Here is a 203-nt window from a genome sequence, read left to right on the forward strand (position 1 = left end):
CCCCGGATCCGGGTCCGCATCCGGGCGCCGGCCTCGGGCTGAGCCTGGGCGGGATCGTCCGCCACGCCCAGGCTGATGCGGCCGGCGCGAATGTCGTCCAGCGTCTGCAGGGCGTCCTTTCGGCCCCGTACCACGGCGGGCGGCAGATCGTCCTTGCCTTCGGGCCGCCGGTCGTAGATCTCGTAACGCACCAGCTGCACCAC

Annotated in this window: 1 protein-coding gene; it reads right to left on the reverse strand. The window is 72.9% G+C overall.

The window, feature by feature from the left end:
- Window positions 1-191, reverse strand: a 191-nt coding sequence (locus ACSHWJ_RS16235; protein ID WP_432540156.1) for a phage protein Gp36 family protein, incomplete at its 3' end; no start/stop codon positions are given.
- Between the last annotated feature and the right edge of the window lie 12 nt (window positions 192-203).

It is taken from the genome of Methylococcus sp. S1M, from assembly GCF_051295855.1.
In the GTDB taxonomy this organism is placed as follows: domain Bacteria; phylum Pseudomonadota; class Gammaproteobacteria; order Methylococcales; family Methylococcaceae; genus Methylococcus; species Methylococcus capsulatus.